Raw genomic sequence first — 19,561 nt, 5'->3', positions numbered from 1 at the left:
GGGCTGGGCCATGGAATGCCTATGACTGTCCAGGCCAAGGGCCTGCGTCGAGCGACGGTTTGACATGAACAAACCCGTCTTGTCGCAATTCGGCTGTGTGGGGCATACCCAGCATGGTGAAAGTTGTGGTCTGGGAGGTATTGGCAGGCAAGAGTCCCGCCCTCCTTAATATGTTGATCTGCGCATCCGAGGCCATATGGGGAAAGAAGACCCAGTGGTCGGCTATGATACGTTCGTTTTCTGGAATGAAATCTGTGAGTTCCAACAGCGCAGCCCCAGCGGACGAGGACGGCCCGGCTCGCGACGGCCCGGCTTGCGATGGTCCAGCTTGCGAAGGTCCAGCCTGCGATGGCCCGGCTTCCACATTCTGCCAAAACAGCTCGGGATCGAACTCGGGGAGTTCGGCGATGGCTTGAGCAATCGGTTGCTGCGAGCCGGGCTGCGGAGAGCTTTCCCTGTCGGCCACCAATGGCCCGGGGGAGGGCGCAGCCGGCACATATAGATCATCGTCCCAATCCAACAGTGATGGGTCGGAATGCCCCGACTCCAAGTATCGCGCATAGGGATGCCAGGCGTCCAGATATGGCGAGTAGGCTTCGCCATGCTGCACGGGAGACTCCGCAGCAGGTGGCGGAGCGCTAACTTCGAACTCGCTCAGCTGGTGCTCAAAGCCCGCTGCGTCCGCGGGCAGTGATGGTGAATCGGGCTGCGGGCTCGTGTTCGTTGGGCTAATTGAGTTGAAATCCATCCTGTTCCTCCTTTGAAAGTTCGGCTCGAGCCTAGCTCGACGAAGGCCATTTGCATTGCGACCTGCAGAGAACCGTTTCGAAGGCTCGTGGGAGTGCAGCCTCCAAGCTGCCGGCAAAAAATGGCGCCAGCCACGCTTGCCGTATTCCGAGCATCGGGTGCCCGACGTGCATCTCCATTACGATGGGTAGGCGGCATCGCCGTCTAGACATCCGCTCTCTCATGCTAAGAGAGTGAGCTTTCGAGAAGCTGACGAGCGTCAAAGGATTCGCAACGGGCCAATGGTGACGGCACTGACTTCCGCCGAAAGCTGCCGCGCATTTTCAATTTCATCTCTGGCCTGCCGCAGGCTCGCGCACGATGCTGTCCTGATGCGGCGCGTCGGAAGAATAGGGGGCTTCCGGTCGTCCGTCGCGAACGACCGTGGTTGAGGAGCCACGAAATAACTTCACGACCGATTCCCGCGACTGCTTTTCGACGGCAGCGTGCGGCCGCGTCTGCGCCTCCGCTACAAGGCCGTTGAGCGTCTGGTCCAAGAGCGCGACGAAACGTGGTGGACCAGAAACCAGGACGAGGCCATCCCCTGGTGCCGGTCTCACAAGATAGCGCTCGTCGGAGATGTTGAGTGCATCGAGGGCCGCTTTGAATGCATCGAAGCTGATCGGCTTCAACACAAGCAGACGACTTTGCGCCTCGCTTGCAGCAGTTACATACAGCACGAGCCCGTCGTAGTACCATTGAAGATTGTAGAGATTGGTCAAACGGTCGAGGAACTCGCGCGGTGGCAGATCTGGCATGCGCCCGCGAATCCGACCCTTCACTTCGGCGCTGACGCTTACTCTGATACTGAGGTTGTTACCGAATTCCAGCAGTGCGGCAGACAGGTCCTGATCCAGAACCGTGTAGTTATAAGGTGCCGAAGGCAGCGAAAGCTGAGCCCCAAAGGCCGCGAGTGCCCCGGTGGAAAGGAAAACTCCTGCGCTCGCAACTGGGTTCAAAATCTTCAGGATCGTGCGTCGGCTTAGCATTCCCAAGTCCCTTCGGCCTGAGAACAAGTATTAAGGCTTCGCCCAAATTGGAAGCCAAAACGTGATCCTTAAAATGGCCTCATGGCTCGCGTGTTCGTCAGCTTACGGTCAGCTGGTCTCTTTACGGTGCTGACCATCAATTCTTATCTCATCGGCGCCATACCAACGACACCATCGATCATGTTAGGCGCTACGCCGATCTCTCTGAATCCTACCGAAGGTCTGTTTCCGGGCTCTGTCAGCCGGCAATTATCGGCGAGCAGAGCCAGTTTGAGTAGACTTTTGTTCAGGTGGCCTCGCTTCGATTCAAGACGCTGCCTCCTCAGTCGTAGATAGATCGGCATTGATTCCGCCGGTATCGGAAGTTCACCATGCAATAACACAGGCGCGTACGGTGGGCGAGCGCGTCCTCCAGACACACACTCTCTCTGCAATATATCGGAGCAATACAGGTCCATCTGTCGGCAGTGTGCTCGCCTGGGATGGTTCGGACCGAGTGACACCAGCCAGTTTTGTCCAAAGCCGCCATCAGCATCGGCGCGCTAAAGATGCGCCGATGGTGCGTCCAAGGACGTGACACTTCCTTGGTGCTCCCATTGGTGACGGAGCTTGATCGGTGAAGCGAGCTCCCGTCATAGATATGTCGCCAGGCGAGATAATCGCGCATTGGTCCATCGTCGAGTAGGATTGGCTCGTCGTAAACCGTTATGCCTTTCGCTGTCACCGCTCTTCAGTACAGACGAAGCAGAACCACACAATTAAATCATCCTGAGAACTCGTCAGCTTCTAGAAAGCTAACCATCCTAAAATGAGAACCGGATTCTCGAGGGCGAGGCCGCCTAGCGAGCGCAAATGCAATGAACGTGGCTGCGCGCGGTTCTCCGTGTAGTCGGATGGGCTCGATGTAATCGGAGGATCGCGGCTTGCAGCTGCGCCAATTTCTTGTTGTTGCTGTTTTCGATTGGACAACGAGATTTGCTGTTGAAACCTCCCTCGCCTTGAGCCGTGCACACGTCCGAGCTGAGCTGGCGGATTTGCGCACAATCGACATTCTCAAGGACGATTAGAGTGGACCGCAACAACATCAACCCATTCAGCCCTGGTGAGTTTCAGGCGTACAACGCCACGCTGCAGCAGCAGGAGCAAGAACCGGGCAATACGAGCCAGCAAGCGAGGTTTGAGCAGCAGCTGAGCGAGCTGCAACACAGTGCGTTTTATGAGAGCTCCGCAGAAGCGGGTTCGCCTGATGGGCAAACCGCAGACGGAGGTGAAGCGATTCGGCGCACTGATGTCGGCGATTCGATGCAGGTGGCGCCCATTCAGGGCCACTCATTCAGCAGCACGCGCCAAAGCGTAGACATATCCCATACTCCCTTCGGCCGTTCGACTGAAGTGCCGTCCAAGCGAAGCCGCGAGAACGATGGCCCGGACGAGGAGCTTTTTTCTAGATTCCGCGAGGCATCAAAGAAAAGCCGAGCCAGCGATGGCACAATCCGCGAGGAAGCCAAGAAAAGCGGACCAAGCGATCGCACGATCCGAAGGGATCTAGAGGTACTGCGCAACTTCAGCGCCTGGCGTCAGGCGAAGCAGAAGCCACCAATCAGCAGCCAACTAGAGAATCTTCAGGCATTGCGTGCCGAGGGGAACGAGTTTGCGGCCAATGATGTTCGCTTGGCCGCTCGTATCGAGGCAGCGTTGACAAGGCTCGAGCAATTCACAGTCGGAGCGCCGGTGACAACGTTGACTCGGGGCGGCCGGCCGGTTGAGGCTCCCGTCACCGCAGTCGGAGCGTCGGTGATGACGTTGCCGCGGGGCGGCCCGCGGGTCGAGGCTCTTGTCCCCGAGGACGAGGCGCTCATCAACGCTGCGTGTGACGATGGCGTTAAGCGCGGCTTTGCGGCGGTAACCATGCAGGAGTACCGTAGGGCTCTTAACAGCTTCGGTAGGTGGCTCAACAAGCGCGGGGTGAGCATTACTCAGGCTGGCCCCGAGGAGCGAGACCGCTATATTAACTCTGGGAAGGGCTCGTATCTTAGAGAGTTTCCACGCGCGTGGAATCTTCTTCAGGACTACCGACAACGCGCCAACGCGCCGCAGCCGTTCCCGCCTCAGGAAGTTTCCCCCAGCGCGGATGACGAGGCGCTTTTTCTCGAATTCAACGAGGTGGCCCCGAAAATCGGCGTGAACCTGTGGGCACTTCGCCAGTTCAGCGCCTGGCTTCAGGCGACACAGAAGGCCTCAATCACCGGTCGAGTTGAGAATCTAGAGGCTTTACGTGCCGAGGCCGACGAGTTTGCGGGCGATGACGTTCGCTTGCGCAATCTTCTCAGGACGGCGTTGCCAAGGCTCCGGCAATATCAACAAGCTGTCGAGGCGAACCGAGCGCTGGGGTTGGGTCCACCGGAACAAGCGGGCTCGCTCGCCGGCCAAGGCGCTCCGCAGCCGAGCTCGCTTCAGGAGCTTGCGGCAACGCCCGCTACCCCGAGCGAGGGAGCGTGGGATTGGTTTAGGGAAGTGATGCAAGAACCAGCTCCGTCATCGTCCGCACCACACCGTGGCTTGCAGCCCAGCTCGTATCAGGAGCTTCCGGCAACGCCAGCCACCCCGAGCGCGGGAGCGTGGGATTTGTTTACGGAAGTGATGCAAGAACCCACTCCATCGTCCACACCACACCGTGGCCTGCAGCCCAGCTCGTATCAGGAGCTTCCGGCAACGCCGGCTACCCCGAGCACGGGAGCTTGGGATTGGTTCAGAGAGCAGATGCAAGAACCCACTCCATCGTCCACACCACACCCTGGCCTGCAGCCCAGCTCGTATCAGGAGCTTCCGGCAACGCCAGCCACCCCGAGCGCGGGAGCGTGGGATTTGTTTACGGAAGTGATGCAAGAACCCACTCCATCGTCCACACCACACCGTGGCCTGCAGCCCAGTTCGTATCAGGAGCTTCCGACAACGCCGGCTACCCCGAGCACGGGAGCTTGGGATTGGTTCAGAGAGCAGATGCAAGAACCCACTCCGACATCGTCCACGCCGTACCGTGGCTCGCAGCCCAGCTATTGGGACTGGCTTAGGGAACAGGTGCAACAACCCGAGCCATCGTCGTCTGCCAGGGCTGCGCCGTCAAATATCTACGGCGGCCTTGAGCCAGTGCCTGATCCGAATGCGCCCACAGTGTCTGAGTTGCGTGACGATGCGCACTCTGCGCCGGCGCGTGGTATCGCCAGACCACCGTCGTTCATCGGGCCATCATTGCCCCCTCAAGAGCTAGCGGAAATCGGACATATGGTCGACAACTGGAGCCACCGTTCCCAACCTGCCTCGGACGCCCTGATCGACATACTCGGTAACGTCGGTCTCTTGCCGAATCAGTTCGGCCCAACACAGTTCACCATCGAGCGTCAGCTTTACTCGGCCACGTTGGGACCGGGAGGACGCAGCGACGTTCAACTCATCCATCACCCGCGCGCTAGCCAGATGAGTGAAGTCCAAAGATCCCGTCAGCCGCTCCAGGAGCCTGCGTCATCGTCGTCAGCCAGCGCTCCCTCAGACGTTTATGGCAGTGTTGAATCACTGGTTGATCTCAATCCAATCACACGATCCGAGTTGAGTGACCATGCTCAGCCGGTGCGGGGCGCCGGCTCGTCGTCTCCCGGATCATCAGGGGCCTATCGCTGCCGAGCGGAGTTAGCGGATATCGGACCTTTTCTCGGCGACGATTGGAACCACAGCCGCTGGGACAATCAAGGGCGGGGCCGAGAGGTCTCGCACAGCGGCACGTTGTACATACTGAACACGTGGAACCTACTTCCGACCCCGCAGAACCGGCGGATAGAGTTCACCATAAACGGTGAGCTCTACACGGCCGAGTTGAGGAGCAGGCAAAGTAACGCGATCTTGGGATCCGGCCACGTCGTTTATCTCATCTATCACCCTCAAAGTGACTGAAGAACGCGCTTGCGCTGGGAGTCCCCGAGTTCTTCGTTTCGATGCGCCCAAACATCCCATGGCAGCGAAACTGCGAATTCCGACGATCTCCCGCGCGTGTACCGACGCGCTGCGGCCTGCGAGATGATTTCGCCACCATTCCGGGATGATCTCGCCGGGCGTGGAGGCGTCTTCTGCGGATGCTTCTGGCTCCGAGCAAGTCGCACGGGATTGGGGCCTGACCTGCCAGCGAATAGGGAACGCCCGGACGGTACTAGACATGAACTCCGCCAGCGCCCCTAGCTCTCGAAGGAGGTACTCTCGGCAGTCTCACGGCATTGAGCAGCTGATCGATATTGCCTCGAAATGCTACGAGGACCGGATCTTTTCTTTGTTCAGGAACGTTAGGCCGCAGAAGTGGCAAAGCCGTTGATTTGCTCTCAGATAGAGACAACAGGGAGCCTACAAGCTGGAAATCCGTAGCATTTTTCTCCGCTGACGCTGGTGCCCAACCGGCTTCTCGGCGGTGAGAGAGCGTGGCCGCGCCTGTCGTTCGGCCACAAGGCCGTTGAGCGTCTGGTCCACTAGCCCCATGAAGCGTGGCGGACCGCTATTCCCGGTGCCGGTCTCTCAACATAGCGCTCGTCGGAGATGTTGAGTGCATCGAGGGCCGCTTTGAACGCATCGAAGCTGATCGGCTTCAACACAAGCAGACGACTTTGCGCCTCGATTGCAGCAGATACGGAAAGCGCGCCCATCATTGTATCATTGAAGATTTTAGAGAGTGGTCAATGGTCGAGGAACTCGCGCGGTGGCAAATCCGGCATGCGCCCGCGAATCCGGCCCTTCACCTCGGTGCAGACGTTTACTCTGATATTGAGGTTGTTACCGAATTCCAGCAGTGCGGCAGACAGGTCCTGATCCAGAACCGTGTAGCTATAAGGTGCCGAAGGCAGCGAGAGCTGAGCCCCAAACGCCGCGAGTGCCCCGGTGCAAAGGAAAACTCCTGCGCCCGCAACTCGGTTCAAAATGTTCAGGATGGTGCGTCGGCTTAGCATTCCCAAGTCCCTTAATCCTGAGAACAAGTATTAAGAGTTCGCCCAAATTGGAAGCGAAAGCGTGATCTTTAACGGCTTCATGGCTCGCGTGTTCGTCAGGTTGCGGTCAGGTGGCCTCTTTACGGTATTGACCATCAATTCTTAACAACGGCGTGTCTCATCCGCGCCAAACCAATGACACCTTCGAATATGCTAAGCGCTATGCCGATCTCTCTGAACCCTGCCGAAGGTCTGTCCGGGCTTTGCCAGCCGGCAGCGATCGGCCAGCAGAGCCAGTTTCAACAAACTCTTCTTCATGTCGCTTCGACATCAGACGCTGCCCCCTCAGTCGCAGATAGGGCAGCGTCCGTTCCTGCGGTGTCAGAGGTTCAGCGTGCAACGGTACAGGCGAGCCCGCCCGGCGAGCGTGTGCTTCAGGCTCTCTCTTCGATGTATCGGAGCAATCCCGTTCCTTCTGCAGCAAGCGGCGGTGTGGCCGCGATTTCGAAGACCGCCCAACCTGGGCCGGCCGCTCAGCCGCTTTCGCGCTCGCAGCTGGTCGGGGCAAACCCTGCGGGCAAGCCGGAAGGGGGGCTCGACTTCGACGCGATGGTTGCCGGTCTGCGGGACGTTTACAGGGGCGTCGTCGAGGTTTCGCTTGTGTCCAAGAGCACCAGCGCGGTCAGCTCATCTTTGAACAAATTGCTATCGGCGGGCTGAGTTCGTTGACGTCTTGTGTCATCTATGGACAAAACGGCCGTGCCCGCCTATCCGGTCGGCGGTCGCGTGTTTTTGCCGTTCTATGGCTTCTCCTCCCCTTGATCGGCTGTAAGGCCGATCTCTACACCAAAGTGCAGGAGCGCGAGGCCAATGAGATGCTTGCTATCCTGCTTAGCAAGGGCGTCGATGCGGTCCGTGTTACTGCCAAGGACGGGACCAGCACGATCCAGGTCGAGGAAAAGCAGCTGGCCTTTTCGATTGATCTGCTAAATCTCGAAGGGTTGCCACGCCATCCTTTCAAGAGCCTTGGCGAGGTGTTCAAAGGATCGGGCCTGGTTGCCTCGCCGATCGAGGAACGCGCCCGCTACGTTTATGCTCTGAGCGAAGAATTGTCGCGCACGATTAGCGATATCGACGGCGTCATATCCGCGCGCGTCCACGTTGTTTTGCCGAAAAATGATCTATTACGCCAGGACACGATGCCGTCCTCAGCGTCGGTGTTCATTCGACATAGCTCCAATGCAAAGCTCCCAGTTCTGCTACCGCAGATCAAGATGCTGGTCGCCAACAGCATCGAGGGCCTATCCTATGACAAGGTGGCGGTGGTCTTTGTGCCGATTGAGCGGGCTCCGCTAGAACAGCCGGCCCGGCCAGTTGCGTCCGCTCAGTCGACCAAATCTATTTCAGATCCGGTACTTGCGGCCGCTATCGGGGGAGGCGGCGCTGCCGTTGGCCTGCTCTGCTACATATTCCTGGGCTCTCTTATGCGTCAGCGCGCCAAGCCTTCGCGCGCGCGATCCAGATTTGGCATTCGTTCGAACGTGCCCGTTATCGAGCCTCCCAGTAAAAAGATCGCTTCTGACAAGGCATAGGAGTGAGCAAATGCACATACCGCTGCCATCCGCCGGTTCTGATACGTGGTCTGAATCGCACTCTGAGGGCCTGCGCGAGCTTGCTGCCTCCACCCATCTGACCCGCCTTGCTGCCCGTCTTGACGGGCGGCTGTCGGCTTCGACTTTGGTGCGGCTGCAGAAAAGCTCAAGACTGCAGGTAAGACTTGCTGAAATGCTGCTTGCTAATGAAATGGACTCTAGCCGCCGTGACTGGGGAGATGATCTTTTGCGCGGCGATGATCCGAGTAGGGCTGCTTTGCTTGCCGGCAGTATCTGGCATGCTCGCTCGCTCGTAAAGCTCGTCTCAAAGCAGCATCTTGCGATTCTGCTCGACCGTATCGGGGCAGAAGCGCACGCTTTCGGTATCAGGAACCTGGCCAGCGCGGTCGCAATCACCACTACCGCTGATCCGGAGCAACTTTCGCAACAGATTGAACACGATGGCCATGCCTGTCTAGGTGCTTGGCTCGACGAAGCCTCGGCACTTGATCGCACGCGCGTGCTGTTACGCTTGCCCACGGGTACTGCTGCCGAAAATCCAGCGGCCGAACACCGCAATGCCGCGGGCCCATTGCTTTCCCTGGTGATGGCCCATTTGCCGAGGGAGAGGCCACGGCATGACAGCTGATGACCCAGCGCTGCCGGTCGCCCCCGAGATACGTCCGCTCGGGCCTTTGATACCGGCTGCCGAGATCGGAATCTGGTGCGATGCCGTAGAAGCGCGCGCGGCTGCCGAGCGGCATCTGCAGCGTGTTCGCGGCTGGGGACGGACAGCTTATAGGCGGGAGCGGGCGCGCGGCCGTGAGGACGGCTTCAAGAGCGGCGCCGAGGAAATGTCTCGGCTGATTGCGCAGGCTGCTTCCGCACTTGCGCAGCGAAAAGCCATTCTGGAGCAGGAGTTGCCGCAGCTCGTCATGGACATCGTGAGCGATCTGCTGGGCGCGTTTGATCCAGGCGAGATGTTGGTGACGACCGTTCGTCATGTGATCGAGCAAAAATATGGCAGCGCGGAAATTTGCCTCCATGTCTCCCCTCTGAAAGCCGATGCGCTGGCGCGCGAGTTCGCTACGTGCGATGGACAGGAGGGCCGGCCGAAAGTGCGGGTTGATCCGGATCCGGCTCTAACGACAGAGCAGTGCGTGTTGTGGAGCGAATTTGGCAATGTGGACATTGGAGTTGCAGCGCAGCTCCGAGCTCTACGCCTTGGCCTGGGTTTGCCTTCAAAGGAAGACGGACCGTGACCACATCAGCAACCCATGCGGCGGGAGAGAGGAATCTGCACGCTGCGCTATCGTCTCTGAAATCTACAGCAAAGCATATCGACACGCGTGCTGTACGAGGGCGGATCACACGGGCGGTCGGCACCTTGCTCCATGCCGTCTTGCCAGAGGCGCGTATAGGGGAGCTTTGCCTGTTGCAGGATCCCCGCACCGGATGGTCTCTCGAGGCCGAGGTCATCGGCCTATCGCAAGATGGGGTATTGCTCACTCCTATTGGTGATATGGCGGGCTTATCCAGCCGAGCAGAAGTAGTCGCGACAGGACGAATGCATGAAGTACCGGTCGGCCCCGATTTGCTTGGCCGGGTGATCGACAGCTTCGGCCGGCCAATCGACGGAAAGGGTCCAATCAACGCCGCTCAAACTCGTCCGCTGCGTGGTAAGGCTCCCAACCCAATGACAAGGCGCGGTATCGAGCGAACATTTCCACTCGGCGTCCGTGTCTTGGATGGGCTTTTGACATGTGGCGAGGGGCAGCGGATCGGCATCTACGGAGACCCAGGGTGCGGTAAGTCGACGCTCCTGTCGCAGATTGTAAAAGGCGCGGCTGCCGACGCCACCATAGTCGCGTTGATCGGTGAGCGCGGTCGTGAAGTGCGGGAATTCATCGAGCAGCACCTTGGTGAGGCAGCGCTTCGCCGTACCGTCGTTGTCGTTGAAACCTCCGACCGCTCGGCAATGGAGCGAGCGCAATGCGCTTACATGGCGACGGCACTCGCCGAATATTTTCGTGATGAAGGACTTCGCGTCGTCCTGATGATGGACTCATTGACGCGCTTCAGCCGTGCCATGCGCGAAATTGGCCTTGCCGCAGGAGAGCCGCCGACGCGGCGCGGCTTTCCGCCATCGGTTTTTGCGATGCTTCCTGGCCTGTTGGAGCGTGCCGGCATGGGCGAGCGCGGCTCAATCACGGCCTTCTATACTGTGCTTGTCGAAGGCGACGGCTCGGGTGATCCAATCGCCGAAGAATCACGAGGCATTCTTGATGGCCACGTTGTTCTCTCACGCCTTTTGGCTGCACGCGAGCACTTTCCAGCTATTGACGTATTGTCAAGCCGCAGCCGCGTGATGAATGCGGTCGTCTCTGTATCGCATCGAAAGGCGGCTTCCTTCTTCCGTGATCTGCTCTCCCGCTACGCCGAGGCCGAGTTCTTGGTGAAGGTTGGCGAATATAAGCAAGGCAGTGATCCTCTGACAGACCGGGCAATCAATTCGATCGAGGAGTTGCGGAAATTCCTGCGTCAGGGCGGAGACGAGACGTCAAGCTTTGAGGAGACGGTCACATGGATGTCACGTCTGACCGCGTGAATCGTGTCCATGCCTCGAAATTGCGGCTAGTGAAGGATATGAGACAGCGGAGCGCCCTTCGTGAGGTGTCCAACATGGAGGCCCAGCGCCGCACCGCGCTTCAAGCGGTGGAACAAGCTGTCCGGGATCTTGCAACGGCCGAGAAAAACCAAGCGGCGCGCGAAGCGGAGCTTTACCGAGAACTTGCATCGTTTGATTCGCTATCTGTCGAAGAGCTCGATCGTCGCTGTCACATCGTCATCCGACGGCTTAAAGCTGAGACCGCAGGAGCACGCCGAACGCTTGAGGAAGCGCGCGCCGCTCAAGAGCGGGCCGAGACGGCGGTCTTCGAGGCGAGGACTACTTTGACCAAGTGCTCAGCTGCGAGTCAGAAATGGCAGCAAATTGAAGGCGACGTTCAGCGCGCGAGTGATGCCCATTCAGAGGCGGAAGCCGAGATAGAGGCCGATGATGATGTTTTGCTTCGGTATGGCAGTGGTTCGCGTACTCACACGGCTAGCGACTGAACTCTGATGGCTTCTTCTCTTATGCTAGGGAAAGCGCCTTGTCTTGTAGACGCGCCTGTGACCATGGCTACGGATGAACAATCGGGATTTAAACCGGCGGTAACCCTGTCCCCTGCGGTCGTCTCTTGGCTCAACGAGATCGCTGCTGCCCGCAAGCCTCTGCAAAGCCGTCTAAGTGATAAGCCGCTATCCGTGCGGATGGAACGGCTTGTCTGGGAGGCGGAGCCGTGTGCGGTATCGATGCTCGACTGCGTTTGGGCCGTTGGACATGAAACAATCATCTTATCCTTGGCCCGTCCGGTTGTAGAAGGGCTGATCGCGACGGTGCAAAGTGGGCTTGGCCTACCTGCCGAGCCCACTCGTTCGCTCCTCGTCGAATTTGCACTCGATCCGTTGCTCAATCAACTAGAGGGTCTGACGCAACAGAAGTTGCAGCTGATCTGTTTGAGCGAAGCGACGGCTCGAGGTCCTTATCTGGAGCTCGAAATCACCTACGGCCCATTCAAGGGCAAAGCGCGCCTGTTCCTGTTCTCTTCTCTCGATGGTTCAGTTCCACCCGCGTTTCGGGCGTTAGGCGGACTGCTCAGGCAGCTGCCGCGAGAGGATCGCCAGCTTCCCTCAGAATTGCCTGTCATCGTTAAGGGAGAGATCGGCTCGCTCCGTGCGACAGTCGCGTTGCTACGGACAGCAAATGCAGGAGACGCTCTATTGCCGGACGTAATACCCGTCGCCCGTGGCCAAGCCATCCTCAATACGGGAACCTTATGGGCTCCGGCACAGGTTGCAGAGGATCGCTTGATCGTACAGGGGGCATTCCGCTTCCAACCACATCCCCTGGAGTGTGCACATATGATGACCCAATCCGAAAAACCCCGACCTCCCTCCGAAAGTGATCTCGACAACATCGAGATTACTCTTGTTTTCGAATGCGGTCGCTGGACTGTCGCACTCGGAGCCTTGAGGGATATCAACGAGGGACATGTGTTCGAACTTGGCCGGCCGCTCGACGGCCCGGTTGATATCCTTGCCAACGGCCGCCGCATAGGCCGCGGGGACATCGTAAGCATCGGCGGCGAGCTCGGCGTCCGGTTGCGGGGCAAGTTGGCCGTCAATGACTGACATTCAACCGGGAATTCTTGGTCTTCTTGCGCTCACAGCCGGCCTTGGCCTGCTGGCGTTCGTAGTTGTAACAAGCACAGCGTTCATAAAAGTATCCGTCGTGCTCTTCCTCGTTCGCAACGCGCTCGGGACTCAATCTATCCCACCAAACCTAGTTCTATATGGCGCGGCACTGATCCTGACCGTTTTCATTAGCGCGCCAGTGATTGAACAGACCTATAATCGCATTTCTGCGCCACAACTACGTTACCAAACGATCGATGATTGGCTGAGGGCCGCAAAGGAAGGGCAGGAGCCGCTGCGCGATCATCTGAAGAAGTTCACCGCTGAGGAGCAGCGCCGGTTCTTCTTGGCTTCAACCGAACAGGTCTGGCCCGAGGACATGCGCGGCAACGTGAGCGCCGAGGACCTGGTCATTCTGGTGCCGTCTTTTCTAATTTCAGAACTCAAGCGCGGCTTCGAAATTGGTTTTCTTCTCTATCTGCCCTTTATCACCATCGATCTGATTGTAACCACCATCTTGATGGCCATGGGTATGTCGATGGTTTCGCCAACAGTGATATCCGTGCCGTTTAAGCTGTTTCTATTCGTCTCAATCGACGGCTGGTCGCGACTTATGCACGGACTGGTGCTCAGTTACACAACACCGGGAGGCTGACCATGGATGAGGCGAGCATTCTCACTCACATGAGCAAGTCACTTGTGCTCTTCATGATCTGGATTCTGCCACCGCTCATCGCGGCGGTCGTGGTCGGCCTGGTCGTCGGCATCATCCAAGCGGCAACGCAGCTTCAGGACCAAACTTTGCCACTGACCGTCAAGCTTCTGGTTGTTGTCGCGGTGATCGCTTTGTTCTCTCCGGTGCTCAGCGCGGCGCTGATTAAAGAAGCAGAGCAGGCATTTACCGACTTTCCCGCACTAACCGCAACTATTAGCCGACGTTAGATGAACGTCCCGTCACCCAGCGAGACGCAAACTCTGATCCAGGAGGCAACCGAACTGGTGCTTGCAGCCGGGCTCGCGGCAGCTCGTGCCCTTGGCATTATGCTGGTTCTTCCCGTATTTACGCGGGCGCGCATGAGCGGGCTGATCCGGGGCTGCGTGACCTTCGCGATGGGATTGCCATGCGTGTTGCAGATCAGGCACGGCTTGCAGTCGCTGGACAACGGCTCACGGCTGGTCACTGTCCCGCTGCTCGGTTTGAAGGAGGTGTTCGTCGGCCTGCTCATCGGCTTTTTGCTCAGTCTTCCGCTATGGAGCATCCAAGCGGTGGGTGAGATCATCGATACCCAACGGGGAATTACCAACCCTGTTGCTTCCGATGATCCCGCCACGCGTGGCCAAGCTTCGGCGACAGCGGTCTTGCTCGCTACCACTGCGATTACGATTTTCGTTTTAGCCGGGGGATTGGAGAGTATGGTTAGGGGCCTTTATGGTAGCTATCTGATCTGGCCCGTGTATCGGCTGATGCCTAGCTTGACGGTGCAAGGCGCAATGGCATTCCTCGGGCTTGTTGGTCACATCATGCATACGACGCTACTGGTCGCTGGCCCCGTGTTGGCATTCCTGCTGCTGCTCGATGTATCCGTCATGATACTCGGGCGGTTTGCGCCGCAAATCAAACTGAATGATGTCTCTCCGACCATAAAGAATCTGGCGTATGGGATCATTATGGTAAGTTACGCCACCTTCCTCGTCGAATATATGGGATCGGAGATCAGTCGGTCCAGTACCGTGCTCGAGTTGTTCGAGAAGCTCCTTAAATGAGTGGCTCGAGCGAAGAGAAGAAACTACCTCCCACTCCCAAGAAGCTAAAAGATGCACGCAAGAAAGGGCAGAGCCCGCGCAGCGCCGATTTGGTCAGCGCAGTCAGCGTTTGCGCCGGTTTCGGCTGGCTCTGGTTAAGAGCCGGCATTATTGAGGCCAAGTGGCACGAAACGATACGGCTAATCGACAAACTGCAGGATCAGCCGTTCACAAGCGCGGTCCAGCAGGCGCTGGGCGGCTTGGTGGAACTGTTTTTTGCGGCCGTTGGTCCTTTCCTCGGGGCCGGTGTTGCTGCTGGTGTTCTAGCGGGAGTCCTAGCCAATGGTGGACTAAACGTCTCTTTCGACTCTTTGAAGCCGAAATTCGAGAAATTGGATCCCATGAAGGGGCTCAAGCGGATTGCATCTAAGCGGTCGTTTATTGAACTCTCGAAGTCGCTTCTTAAAGTGTGCGTTCTCGGCGCAAGCCTGCTACTCCCGGTTATCGCAAGTTGGAAGGCGCTGGTATACTTGCCAACTTGCGGTATGGGGTGTCTCAGCTTCGTCTTCACTGAGATCAAATTGCTGACCGAGATTGCTGCCGTTGCTTTTCTGATCGCCGGATTGGCCGATCTTCTTATTCAGCGCTGGTTGTTTTTACAGGATATGCGCATGACCGAGACGGAGGCCAAGCGCGAGTCCAAAGAACAGCAGGGCAATCCCCAGGTCAAACGAGAACACCGTCGCCTTCGCCAGGAGACGGCGAACGAGCCTCCGCTTGGCGTGCATCGCGCTACCTTGATAGTGACAGGAGAAGCGATCTTGATTGGGCTTCGCTACATTCGTGGCGAGACCGGCGTGCCGATCGTGGTTTGCCGTGGTGAGGGCGAACTTGCCTCACGACTGCTTGCTGAGGCGCAGTCGCTGCGCCTCAGCATTGTTCGGGACCCGGCCCTGGCGCGTCAGCTCATCCGAAATGCCATGCTTGGCAACGCCGTTCCTGGGAAGTGCTTTGAAGGAGTTGCGAGAGCGCTCTATTCCGCCGGGCTGGTCTAGACATTGCTTGTGCAGCCATGATTGCGCCATCCGGCCGCGCGCTATCGAGGCGACTGTATATCCCTCGTTGCCGTAGACCCGGCTTCTGGCAAGGACTTGTTGCCAATCCCATCTTCCAAGTCGCTCTTGTTGCGGCGCCCCATGGACCCATATGTGGCAACAGGAATGGCGGCACGATCGCCCTTTGTTGTCATGACAGCTCTATTGTCAAGTAGGTCGCCCGGATCGTTGACCATGACTGCGAGATTGTTGCGGATTGAGCAGCCTAGCGTCTGGTCGAACGAATTATCGTTAACTGAAGGACCAATGATCGAAAGCGACGGACAGACGGGAGGACGTGCTTCATAAACAATGGCCGCGACTCGTACCGCGAAGCCGACAGGCCGGTCGATGCGAGTACCCAACAGGCGAACGTTGTAAGCGGCAACGCCCATTGCGCGGGCCTCGCTGGCTACCTGCGCCGCGAGCCGGGGCGAGCCGGTGATATCGAGATGGAGCGCATCAAACCGACTGCGGCTGGCGCCGGCAATGAAATCCCTTAGCCGATACCGCTCCAGGCCACGAAGGCTCTGCAGCACCAAGACACTGTTCTGCTGCTGCACTATAGTTGCTTGTTCAGCCGGCCCGGTGTTGACCAGAGCAGTGCTTGTGCAGCCGCCTAGGCTCGCCATCAGGACGAACAAATGGGGCAGGGCTCGTACAGTCATTCAACAATCCTTATTCGATAATAAAGCCGGCGCCGCCTGTCGCGCCTGGTACACTGGTGCGCGGAGCGTCGCGGCCTCGCGGCGGGCTTGCCAACGTGTTCGTCAAGGTGCGCCCCATATCTGAGGGCGGTCCGATGCGGTCGGCAGGGGCGCTCATCCGGTTCGGGTTCGATGCTGGCCGCACGATGTAAGGCGTGACAATAATAACGAGCTCCGTCTCCTGCTTTTGAAAGGACGAAGAGCGAAACAGTGCACCGAGAATGGGCACGTCGCCTAACCAAGGAAAAGTACTGATGTCCGTGCTGAAGTTACGCCTGATGAGCCCGCCTATTGCAAAGCTTTGACCGCTCCCAAGCTCGATAACGGTCTCCGCACGCCTCGTAGAGAGGGCAGGCACGGCCATACCGTTCACTTTGACCTCACCTTCTTTCGAAATCTCGCTGACCTCAGGTTTCACGCGGACATTGATTTGATTGTTGTTAAGAACGGTCGGGACGAAGTCGAGGCTCACTCCAAAGTGACGAAATTGGACCGAAACCTGTCGGTTGTCCTGCATGACCGGAATTGGAAATTCGCCGCCCGCAAGGAAGCTCGCGGACTCACCAGACATTGCGGTGAGATTCGGTTCAGCCAGCACGGAAGCGAGGTGCTCGCTGGCGAGCGCGTCGAGAACAGCGCCGATGTTGATACTACCGGCGCTGAAGCCGATACCTGCCTTGCCGCCGCCGCTAGCCGTGCCGGAACCAGCACCTTTGCCGCTGCTAAAGAAAAAAGTGCCATTCTGGCCCAAAGCGGAGAGGTTGATGCCGAGCTCCTTCATGGCGCTGCGTGAGACCTCCGCTACGCGAACGCTAAGATTGACCTGTAACGAGCCGGCGACCTGAATTTTATTGACGACCAGCGCACCCGGACCGAGAAACTGCTCTGTGACCTTCACGGCAGTGGCGACGATATCGGCATTGGGAGCCGTACCGTTAAGGATCGCGCCGCGGGGGGTATAGCTGACTTGGATCGGATAGTCGCCGACCTGGGCCTTCAACATGGCACGCAGATCCTCGATCGGCTGCGTGACGACAACACGCAACTCGGCGAGAGCTTCCCCTTTGTCGTTCAAAGCGAACAGGCTGGTCCGTCCGGACTTCTTGCCAAAGACGAAGATGGTTGTATTCGATGGCGCTTGATAATCCGCGATCGTCGGGTCGGCGACAAAGATGCTCGCCGCCGGCGCGGGCAGATGAATTGTCTTGCCGAGCGAGGAGGAAAGGTCGATCGTCCCGTTGATGCTGCTAAGAGCCGCGCGCGGCGGGCCTCCTCTAGCGTCCCGCGTCGTCTGAGCTGCGGCAGCTAGTGGTGATAGCAAAGCGACCGCGCACAGGAGGTGGGAAAGAGAAGGACAAACGGCAGACCACAGGGCGCTAGCGACGATCGAGCGTCGATCGCTGCCACCCTCATTATCTAGAGCGATCTTCAAGGTAGTCTTTGCTTTCAAGTTCGATCGACTACGCGGCCGATGCCGCGCTATTCAATTCAAGGATATAGCCGATGCCGCGTACGGTCGTGATCCGTAGCGTAGCACCAGACTGATTCAAATGACCGCGCAAGCGATAGATTGCGACTTCAAGCGCATTGGTAGAGACCTCATTGTCAAACGCATAGAGGCTGTCCTCCAGCGAGGCGCGAGGCACGGCGCGGCCTGCGCGGCTGAGCAGAAGCTCAAGAATGCACACTTCGCGTCGTGCAATCTTTTGCGGCCGACCACCAACTGAAACTTGCCGGGCGATCGGATCGAATTTTAGATTACCAAATACAACGACGGGGGCTGTCATTTGCGTTGATCGCCTCAGAATGGCTCGCATCCGAGCGATGAGTTCATCAGTAGACACGGGCTTGGGCAGAAAATCGTCTGCACCACCATTGAAAATGGCAATCCGCCTACCGAGATCATTGCGGCTGCTCATCACCATGGCAGGCATAAAATGTCCGTCACGTCTCAACCGCTTCAGCCAGTCCAGGCCGCTTCCATCCGGTAGAGCCAACTCGAGCAGGAGAATGTCGTACTTGGCGTAGTCCAGAGCGGTCGTCGCCTCATCCAGAGTGCCCGCCACATCAACGGCAAAACCGCAATCCGAGAGCGCTCCTTGCACAGCGCGCGCAAGGTCCGCATCATGATCAACCAGTAGCGTTCGCATTTCATTGCCTCTTCATGCCAAAACTACCAAGCAGGTCACCGTCGACCATGAAGTCGGGCGAAATTGAGTTCTCCAGCTTCAACGTAAACGTCGGGAGAAGGTACCGACCAAGAAGAGCAATGTTGCCGACGGCTAGCTCTCACTCCGCCCATTGCCTGCCGATTAGCACTTTCGGCCGTCTGCTGAGGATCGCATACGTCCTCGACAAGGCTCAACGTGGTCTTCATGTCGGCAATCAGGCCAGAATAAGTAAAAGCATTGAGCGCTGTGGCTCGGCCCTCGTACATTTTCGCGCCAATCGCGGCAGTGCTTCTGGTCATCGGCTCGGCGAGCGCATCGCTAGCACGCGCACTCGAAACCAAAGCACAAGAGAGAATGGCTGGATTGGCATGCGAACTGATACGTGACATTTGGAAGGTTCCCATGTTGCCCTGACTCTGCGGTCAGTCTTGCTATGCCATCGACGTGTGAGGTCGTTTGATCACAGCAAATGCAAGCTTGAACGCGTGAAGACGGATCGCACCCCCGCAGTGGGCCGATGCTCTAGATGCCGCTAGCGTGGGACGAACAACCAATGCGCCGCGGGCTATGAAAAGATTGTCTAGGTGGGCGATGACGTGCATCGGGAGCGGGCGAAACCCGGCATTCAGACAGATCCAACGCGCCCGCTAGGCTGCGGCCCATCTGGCACACCGACGAATGATGGGTCCGTCCTCGCAGCGGCGTTATCAGGCATGTGGTTCGCGTGGTTCCGCCGCCTGCATTCCACCTCTCGGAACGAACGGCGGCAGATGCCGAACTTGGAGTCAACTTCGTTTCCGCTCCGACAAAGGGAACGCGAAGACAGCGAGTACTGCTCCTCAGCTCATCGTGCTGTTGCCGCCTCAACTTGGCTGGCGCGGGTACCCCCTCCGGCGCGTAGGCGGCGTTGCCAACAGGCCTTCCGGTGGACTGAACGAGAAGCGTGACGGGGTCGGGCGGCGTGGCCCTACGGGTTGGAGACATTCGCAATTCTTGCTACCTGTCAGGAAGTGTTGCGCGCGACGCATTGTCGCGACTGATGTCGGAAACCCTACAATCTGACGCTACGTGCGATTCAAGTCCCTTCGAGAGCTCGTGGCACGGAATATTTTATAAATCGCAGGCCTGCTGAGGTAGCCACGCGGAAGATCAATGAAAAGCACCGCGACGCATCAAATAGCAAAGCATCTTACGGGAACTAGAGAGCCTGTTCTGGCCGCGATCTCTCCATTCGTTGTCATCTGGACGGAAAACCGATGCCTGTTATGGCGGTTTGAGACAT

General features: G+C 58.2%; 18 protein-coding genes and 1 pseudogene. 12 read left to right on the top strand and 7 right to left on the bottom strand.

Annotated features, from left to right (window positions below):
* Positions 1-19: 19 nt before the first annotated feature.
* Both HCN50_RS28515 and HCN50_RS28510 read right to left on the bottom strand, forming a co-directional pair.
* Positions 20-748: a hypothetical protein gene (locus HCN50_RS28515; RefSeq protein ID WP_171713205.1), complete on the bottom strand. Its 729-nt coding sequence runs from the start codon at positions 746-748 to the stop codon at positions 20-22.
* 328 nt (positions 749-1,076) lie between these two features.
* On the bottom strand, positions 1,077-1,775 hold the full coding sequence (locus HCN50_RS28510) for a secretin N-terminal domain-containing protein (RefSeq protein WP_171713204.1): 699 nt from the start codon (positions 1,773-1,775) through the stop codon (positions 1,077-1,079).
* Between the two features lie 1,068 nt (positions 1,776-2,843).
* Between HCN50_RS28510 and HCN50_RS28500 the strand changes: the two genes are divergently transcribed.
* On the top strand, positions 2,844-5,720 hold the full coding sequence (locus HCN50_RS28500; protein ID WP_171713203.1) for a hypothetical protein: 2,877 nt from the start codon (positions 2,844-2,846) through the stop codon (positions 5,718-5,720).
* A gap of 495 nt (positions 5,721-6,215) precedes the next feature.
* Here HCN50_RS28500 and HCN50_RS28495 read toward each other — a convergent pair.
* Positions 6,216-6,757 (bottom strand): annotated as a pseudogene (locus HCN50_RS28495) (nodulation protein NolW); the annotation flags it as partial.
* A gap of 201 nt (positions 6,758-6,958) precedes the next feature.
* Between HCN50_RS28495 and HCN50_RS28490 the strand changes: the two are divergent.
* The 11 genes from HCN50_RS28490 (at position 6,959) to HCN50_RS28440 (ending at position 15,362) form a co-directional block, all read left to right on the top strand.
* Positions 6,959-7,456, top strand: coding sequence for a nodulation protein NolB (locus tag HCN50_RS28490; RefSeq protein WP_171713202.1), 498 nt, complete (start codon positions 6,959-6,961; stop codon positions 7,454-7,456).
* Between the two features lie 20 nt (positions 7,457-7,476).
* Positions 7,477-8,328 carry a type III secretion system inner membrane ring lipoprotein SctJ gene (gene sctJ, locus HCN50_RS28485; RefSeq protein ID WP_171713295.1) on the top strand — a complete coding sequence of 284 codons (852 nt, stop codon included), beginning with the start codon at positions 7,477-7,479 and terminating at the stop codon, positions 8,326-8,328.
* A 10-nt stretch (positions 8,329-8,338) separates the two neighbouring features.
* A complete protein-coding gene (locus HCN50_RS28480) occupies positions 8,339-8,977 on the top strand; it encodes a nodulation protein NolU (protein WP_171713201.1) in 639 nt (212 codons plus the stop codon).
* On the top strand, positions 8,967-9,590 hold the full coding sequence (gene sctL, locus HCN50_RS28475; protein WP_171713200.1) for a type III secretion system stator protein SctL: 624 nt from the start codon (positions 8,967-8,969) through the stop codon (positions 9,588-9,590). The genes HCN50_RS28480 and sctL overlap by 11 nt, the downstream gene beginning before the upstream one ends.
* Positions 9,587-10,936, top strand: coding sequence for a type III secretion system ATPase SctN (sctN, locus tag HCN50_RS28470; protein ID WP_311968236.1), 1,350 nt, complete (start codon positions 9,587-9,589; stop codon positions 10,934-10,936). Before sctL ends, sctN begins: the two co-directional genes overlap by 4 nt.
* Positions 10,912-11,442, top strand: a complete 531-nt coding sequence (locus HCN50_RS28465) for a YscO family type III secretion system apparatus protein (RefSeq protein ID WP_171713199.1) — start codon at positions 10,912-10,914, stop codon at positions 11,440-11,442. Before sctN ends, HCN50_RS28465 begins: the two co-directional genes overlap by 25 nt.
* Positions 11,443-11,505: 63 nt before the next feature.
* Complete coding sequence (gene sctQ, locus HCN50_RS28460) at positions 11,506-12,561, top strand: type III secretion system cytoplasmic ring protein SctQ (RefSeq protein WP_171713198.1); 1,056 nt, start codon at positions 11,506-11,508, stop codon at positions 12,559-12,561.
* Complete coding sequence (gene sctR, locus HCN50_RS28455) at positions 12,554-13,219, top strand: type III secretion system export apparatus subunit SctR (RefSeq protein WP_171713197.1); 666 nt, start codon at positions 12,554-12,556, stop codon at positions 13,217-13,219. Before sctQ ends, sctR begins: the two co-directional genes overlap by 8 nt.
* Positions 13,220-13,221: 2 nt before the next feature.
* Positions 13,222-13,506 carry an EscS/YscS/HrcS family type III secretion system export apparatus protein gene (locus HCN50_RS28450; RefSeq protein ID WP_171713196.1) on the top strand — a complete coding sequence of 95 codons (285 nt, stop codon included), beginning with the start codon at positions 13,222-13,224 and terminating at the stop codon, positions 13,504-13,506.
* A complete protein-coding gene (gene sctT / locus HCN50_RS28445) occupies positions 13,507-14,328 on the top strand; it encodes a type III secretion system export apparatus subunit SctT (protein ID WP_171713195.1) in 822 nt (273 codons plus the stop codon).
* The gene (locus HCN50_RS28440) at positions 14,325-15,362 is read left to right on the top strand and encodes an EscU/YscU/HrcU family type III secretion system export apparatus switch protein (protein WP_171713194.1); all 1,038 of its coding nucleotides are present in this window, start codon (positions 14,325-14,327) and stop codon (positions 15,360-15,362) included. Before sctT ends, HCN50_RS28440 begins: the two co-directional genes overlap by 4 nt.
* A 41-nt stretch (positions 15,363-15,403) precedes the next feature.
* On the opposite strand, the gene HCN50_RS28435 is transcribed toward HCN50_RS28440, so the two are convergent.
* From HCN50_RS28435 to HCN50_RS28420, 4 genes are all read right to left on the bottom strand, one after another.
* Positions 15,404-16,069, bottom strand: coding sequence for a CpaD family pilus assembly lipoprotein (locus HCN50_RS28435; protein WP_171713193.1), 666 nt, complete (start codon positions 16,067-16,069; stop codon positions 15,404-15,406).
* Between the two features lie 10 nt (positions 16,070-16,079).
* Positions 16,080-17,495: a type II and III secretion system protein family protein gene (locus HCN50_RS28430; RefSeq protein ID WP_311968241.1), complete on the bottom strand. Its 1,416-nt coding sequence runs from the start codon at positions 17,493-17,495 to the stop codon at positions 16,080-16,082.
* Positions 17,496-17,568: 73 nt separating this feature from the next.
* Positions 17,569-18,258 (bottom strand): response regulator, encoded by a 690-nt coding sequence (locus HCN50_RS28425; protein ID WP_171713192.1) that lies wholly within the window; start codon positions 18,256-18,258, stop codon positions 17,569-17,571.
* 35 nt (positions 18,259-18,293) lie between these two features.
* On the bottom strand, positions 18,294-18,668 hold the full coding sequence (locus tag HCN50_RS28420) for a type 1 periplasmic-binding domain-containing protein (protein WP_171713191.1): 375 nt from the start codon (positions 18,666-18,668) through the stop codon (positions 18,294-18,296).
* Positions 18,669-19,561 lie beyond the last annotated feature (893 nt).

Origin of the sequence: Bradyrhizobium archetypum (assembly GCF_013114835.1) — a bacterium.
GTDB lineage: Bacteria > Pseudomonadota > Alphaproteobacteria > Rhizobiales > Xanthobacteraceae > Bradyrhizobium > Bradyrhizobium archetypum.
Note: the sequence above shows the minus strand (reverse complement) of the source record. Positions and strands in the feature narration are given on the sequence as shown.

Excerpts from the sequence above, each read along its gene's own strand:
- HCN50_RS28515 (WP_171713205.1), bottom strand. The coding sequence starts at position 748 with ATGGATTTCAACTCAATTAGCCCAACGAACACGAGCCCGCAGCCCGAT.
- HCN50_RS28510 (WP_171713204.1), bottom strand. The coding sequence starts at position 1,775 with ATGCTAAGCCGACGCACGATCCTGAAGATTTTGAACCCAGTTGCGAGC.
- HCN50_RS28490 (WP_171713202.1), top strand. The coding sequence starts at position 6,959 with ATGCCGATCTCTCTGAACCCTGCCGAAGGTCTGTCCGGGCTTTGCCAG.
- HCN50_RS28480 (WP_171713201.1), top strand. The coding sequence starts at position 8,339 with ATGCACATACCGCTGCCATCCGCCGGTTCTGATACGTGGTCTGAATCG.
- sctL (WP_171713200.1), top strand. The coding sequence starts at position 8,967 with ATGACAGCTGATGACCCAGCGCTGCCGGTCGCCCCCGAGATACGTCCG.
- HCN50_RS28465 (WP_171713199.1), top strand. The coding sequence starts at position 10,912 with ATGGATGTCACGTCTGACCGCGTGAATCGTGTCCATGCCTCGAAATTG.
- sctQ (WP_171713198.1), top strand. The coding sequence starts at position 11,506 with ATGGCTACGGATGAACAATCGGGATTTAAACCGGCGGTAACCCTGTCC.
- sctR (WP_171713197.1), top strand. The coding sequence starts at position 12,554 with ATGACTGACATTCAACCGGGAATTCTTGGTCTTCTTGCGCTCACAGCC.
- HCN50_RS28450 (WP_171713196.1), top strand. The coding sequence starts at position 13,222 with ATGGATGAGGCGAGCATTCTCACTCACATGAGCAAGTCACTTGTGCTC.
- sctT (WP_171713195.1), top strand. The coding sequence starts at position 13,507 with ATGAACGTCCCGTCACCCAGCGAGACGCAAACTCTGATCCAGGAGGCA.
- HCN50_RS28440 (WP_171713194.1), top strand. The coding sequence starts at position 14,325 with ATGAGTGGCTCGAGCGAAGAGAAGAAACTACCTCCCACTCCCAAGAAG.
- HCN50_RS28435 (WP_171713193.1), bottom strand. The coding sequence starts at position 16,069 with ATGACTGTACGAGCCCTGCCCCATTTGTTCGTCCTGATGGCGAGCCTA.
- HCN50_RS28425 (WP_171713192.1), bottom strand. The coding sequence starts at position 18,258 with ATGCGAACGCTACTGGTTGATCATGATGCGGACCTTGCGCGCGCTGTG.
- HCN50_RS28420 (WP_171713191.1), bottom strand. The coding sequence starts at position 18,668 with ATGTCACGTATCAGTTCGCATGCCAATCCAGCCATTCTCTCTTGTGCT.